Origin of the sequence: Bordetella sp. 15P40C-2, assembly GCF_009763235.1 — a bacterium.
Classification (GTDB): Bacteria; Pseudomonadota; Gammaproteobacteria; order Burkholderiales; family Burkholderiaceae_B; genus Bordetella_A.
In genome coordinates this window covers 1-4,370 of sequence record NZ_WSJA01000055.1, presented here as the reverse complement: position 1 = coordinate 4,370, position 4,370 = coordinate 1, and the positions used below count along the sequence as shown (strand labels likewise).

The 4,370-nt window shown below is 62.5% G+C and carries 5 protein-coding genes; 3 read left to right on the top strand and 2 right to left on the bottom strand.

Annotation, left to right across the window (positions count from 1 at the left end; translation table 11 throughout):
* Positions 1-239 precede the first annotated feature (239 nt).
* Entirely contained in the window at positions 240-533 is a 294-nt protein-coding gene (locus GOQ25_RS18135; RefSeq protein ID WP_160351885.1) for an addiction module antidote protein, read from the bottom strand.
* A 9-nt stretch (positions 534-542) separates the two neighbouring features.
* Positions 543-833: a type II toxin-antitoxin system RelE/ParE family toxin gene (locus GOQ25_RS18130; RefSeq protein ID WP_160351886.1), complete on the bottom strand. Its 291-nt coding sequence runs from the start codon at positions 831-833 to the stop codon at positions 543-545.
* A 225-nt stretch (positions 834-1,058) separates the two neighbouring features.
* Between GOQ25_RS18130 and GOQ25_RS18125 the strand changes: the two genes are divergently transcribed.
* Genes GOQ25_RS18125 through GOQ25_RS18115 form a run of 3 tightly spaced genes read left to right on the top strand, consistent with a single transcriptional unit; the run spans position 1,059 to position 4,265 of the window.
* Positions 1,059-1,436 (top strand): YkvA family protein, encoded by a 378-nt coding sequence (locus GOQ25_RS18125; RefSeq protein WP_160351884.1) that lies wholly within the window; start codon positions 1,059-1,061, stop codon positions 1,434-1,436.
* On the top strand, positions 1,436-2,875 hold the full coding sequence (locus GOQ25_RS18120; protein WP_160351883.1) for a DUF2868 domain-containing protein: 1,440 nt from the start codon (positions 1,436-1,438) through the stop codon (positions 2,873-2,875). The genes GOQ25_RS18125 and GOQ25_RS18120 overlap by 1 nt, the downstream gene beginning before the upstream one ends.
* Positions 2,868-4,265, top strand: coding sequence for a GTPase/DUF3482 domain-containing protein (locus GOQ25_RS18115; RefSeq protein ID WP_160351882.1), 1,398 nt, complete (start codon positions 2,868-2,870; stop codon positions 4,263-4,265). Before GOQ25_RS18120 ends, GOQ25_RS18115 begins: the two co-directional genes overlap by 8 nt.
* The last annotated feature ends 105 nt before the right edge of the window (positions 4,266-4,370 follow it).

The window sequence follows — 4,370 nt, the reverse complement described above, 5'->3', positions numbered from 1 at the left end:
GGATAGAATCGATTGGGGACATCAGCATTGTTTCCTTTAGACAGGTTCTTCGCAAAAACAAGTCTAATGAATGCTGGTCGTCCCCCGTTTATGATGTAGAGCCTAGCAATATCAGGACGTCTATGAAACCCGCACCAGCTAAGGCTTTGCGGGTTTTTTACTGTCTGCGGTAGGGGTACCGGCATGACGGAATTGCCTTGTACAAACTACATGAAATACATGCGTGTCCCTGCAACGACTCAGGCAGGCGCTGCGTGGAGTCGAATGCCCAATGCGGAAGTCACTTTCAGGATGGTTCCGAAACTCGGATTGCCCTCGCCAGAAAGCGCCTTATAGAGACTCTCCCTTCCAAGGCCTGTTTGCTCCGCGAGCTGCGTCATGCCTTTTGCTTTAGCGATGGTTCCCAGCGCCTTGGCAATAAATGCAGGATCATCCCCGGCTTCCTCTAGGCATGCTTCCAGGTACAGCGCCATGTCCTCAGTAGTTTGGAGGTGCTCGGCGGCATCCCAGCGGCGAAGTTTCAATTTGCTCATAGTGGCACCCTACAGTTGACGCGCCAAGGCGAGCGCATCCTTAATGTCTTGCTTCTGCGTGGCCTTGTCGCCCCCAGCAAGCAGCACAACGATTTCCATGCCGCGCTGCGCGAAATACACGCGATAACCCGGCCCGTAGTGAATCCTCATTTCAGACACGCCCTCGCCAACCGGGCAACAGTCTCCGAAGTTTCCATCCTCAGCCCGGGCAATACGCACTTGAATGCGCTGATATGCTCGGCGGTCGCGCAGGCTCGCAAGCCATTCGTCAAACCTCTCGGTGGTGAGGATCACTTTCATTAGTTCAGTGTAGAAAATAGGATACAGCAAGTCAATGGGCGGTTGCTGCACAATGCCAGCCCCCGGCCGGGGGCTGATTGGCGGTGACGGCGACGCCCAACACGGCGAGCCACAGCGCGTTATGAAGGTGGAATACATCCCGGCATTCAGTCATCCGAAAGGCGACGGTACAAACGTTCTACAATCAATTCATACCGTCACCGTACGCGCCAGCGTCTACGCACTATGTCGACCTTGAATCCCACCTACGAAAAGGCTTATTCCGACCAGCGCTTCTGGCGCAAGGCGACCCGCCATGCGTCGGCGGCCGGCAAGCAGGCCTTGGAAAAAGCGCTGTGGCTGTATTACGCCGTGCAAAGCCCGAACACGCCGAAATGGGCTCGCCGGGTGATTTATGGCGCGCTGGGGTATTTCGTGTTGCCGTTGGACGCGATCCCGGATCTGGCACCGCTCGTCGGCTACACCGATGATCTGGGTGTGATGTCTGCCGCGCTGGCCACGGTGGCGTTCTACATCACTGACGATGTAAAGCAACAGGCCGCGCAGAAATTGCAGACCTGGTTTGGCTCGACCGACACGGTTAAACCCGATTCCGACAGTTAATGGCCGCGCCTGACGCTGTCACAAAGCTTTCCGCCGACATTCCGCCGTGGCAGCACCACTGGCTGGCGGAGACCTTGCGTCTGCGCGAGGAACACTGGGGCCCGCTTGAAGACGCCGACGCGGTGCGGCATGCCCGTCGGGGGCCCGAGGCATTAGAGCCAAGGATACTGCTGCGCGCGCAATCGCTGGGCCGCCGTGAAGGCCTGGACGAGCTCGTCAGCCGTTGGCGACAGGGCGCGCTGATCAGCCTGTCCATCCTGTTCATCCTTGCCCTCCTGACCGGCATCGGCTCGGCCGCCGGGGCTTTGGGCGACGGCACGCGGCCGGTCAATGTGCTGTGGGCGCTCGGTGCCTTACTGGGCTTGAATCTCCTGACGCTGGTGCTTTGGCTCGCGTCCTTGCTGTTGCGGCCGCGTCATGCCACCGTGCTCGGTCGTCTATGGCTATGGATCACGCGCAAATTCGCGCGCGGCCCCGATGCGGCGTTAGTGCCCCAGGCGTTAATGAATTTGCTGGGACGCATCGGCGCGATCCGGGGTCTCTTCGGCGCGATCAGTCACGGGCTGTGGCTTACTGGTTTGATGGCCGCGCTGATGACGTTGTTGGTTTTACTCTCTACGGCAAGCTATCGCTTTGTCTGGGCCACCACGATCTTGCAGCCAGATACCTTCGTGACGCTCACGCACGCGATCGGCTGGCTGCCAGCGCAATTCGGCTTCACGATCCCCGCCGAGAACATCGTCCGCGCAAGCGATGGCGCGCAAGCGCTACCGGCGGCCGCACAGGCGCAATGGTCGGTTTGGCTGATCGGCGTCATGGTGGTCTACGGCATACTGCCGCGCCTGGTGGCAGCGATATGGTGCACGTTGCAAGCTCGTCGCGCACTGCGCGGCTTGCGCATCGATCCTACGTTGCCCGGCTATGCGGCACTGCGCGATCGCCTGCTACCGGCGGCGCAATCCACCGGTATCGACCGGCCGGTCGATGACATCCATCAGCCGCAGGTCGGTGCGACACGGACCGACGACGCGACGGTCTCGTGGGGAACGCAGCCGGTCCTGGTCAGCCTGGAGCTGCCGGCCGAAGTCACGTGGCCGCCGGCCGATATGCCCGACACCATTCAAAACGCGGGCAATCTCGATTCGCGCGAACAGCGCAACCGCGTACGCGACGCGCTTTCCGACAGCCATACGCCCAGGCTTTTGATTGCCTGCGATGCACGCCAGACGCCGGATCGCGGCACGATGGGGCTGATCGCGTCGCTGGCCGAACTGGCGGGCGATACGCGCGTCTGGCTGTATCTGGATCTCCAGCGCGAAACTGCGTCCGATCGCCGTACGACGTGGCGTGAACGCCTGATGGCGGCTGGCATGGCGGAAACTTCCATTCTGCATAACGAGGATCAGCCTCTACGCTGGCTGGAGTCAGGCAATGACTGATGCGATGCTAAAGATCGCCGTGGTCGGTCACACGAATACGGGCAAGACTTCGCTCTTGCGCACGCTCACGCGTAGAAGCGATTTTGGCGAGGTGGCCGACAGCCCTGGCACCACCCGCCATGTCGAGGGCGCCCGTTTGAGCCTCGACGGCAAGCCCGCGCTCGAATGGTTCGATACGCCCGGCATGGAAGACAGTATCGCGCTCTTGGAATATCTGGAGCGCCTGGACGACCCCGATACCCGCCGCGATGGCCCGGCGCGTATTCGCCGTTTCCTCGATTCGCCCGAAGCACATCGCCGTTATGAGCAGGAAGCGCGCGTGCTCACCAAGATGCTCGATTGCGACGCCGCCTTGTACGTGATTGACGCCCGCGACCCCGTGTTGAGCAAACACCGCGACGAGCTCGCTCTGCTCGCAGCCTGCGGCCGGCCCTTGCTGCCGGTGCTGAACTTCGTTAACGCCCCACATCACCGCGCCGATGAATGGCGTGATGCCATGGCGCGCCTGGGGCTGCACGCGGCGCTCGAATTCGACACCATTGCACCGCCGCTGGATGGCGAACACCAGCTGTATGCGAAATTGGCGGTGCTGCTGGATCGACATGCGCAGACGCTGCATCGTCTCGCGGATGTGCTGATGCGCGAGCGAGAAGAGCGGCGCCAGGCCGCATGGCAACTGGCCGCGGATCTGTTGATCGATGTCGCCGCGCTGCGCGTGACCAGCCCCGCCGACGAAGAAGCGCTGAAAAGTCAGGCAGAAGCCTTGCGCGCGCGTGTGCGGCGCCGCGAACAGGCGTGCGTCGATGCCTTGCTCGCGCTTTATAACTTCCATCGCAACGACTACGCGGACAACGATTTGCCCTTAGTCGATATGCGTTGGGGCATGGATCTGTTTCACCCGCAGGCAATCAAGGATATGGGTATCCGCCTGGGCACGGGCATGGCCGCTGGCGCCATGGCCGGTGCCGCGGTCGATATGCTGAGCGCGGGGTTAAGCCTGGGCACGGGTATGCTGATCGGCGCGGCCGCGGGCGGTCTGTGGCAGGGAGTGGAACGGCTGGGAGGCCGTTTGCTGGGCAAGCTGCGTGGCTATCGCGAAATCACCGTCGACGATGCGATCTTGCGCCTGCTGGCCTTGCGCCAGCGGCAATTGATCGAGGCCCTGGATCGGCGCGGCCATGCCGCTCGCGAGCCTGTGAGGCTGGACACGCCCGCCGATGATGCCTGGCGCTCGGCCCGATTGCCCAAGGCGCTCAAGGAAGCCCGCAGCCGCCCGGAATGGTCGGCCTTGAACAAAGGCCACGAGGACGACGAGCGGCGTAAACAAGTCGTCGTGGAACTCGCGCGCGTGCTGGCCCGCGACGAGCGGGACCCCTCACCAGCGGCCTGAGGCGCCGCCGCCACCACTGCGGCCACCGCCACCGCCGAAGCCGCCAAAGCCACCGCCAAAACCGCCACGTCCGCCGCGGCCCCCGCGCCTGCCGCCGCCGAAGCC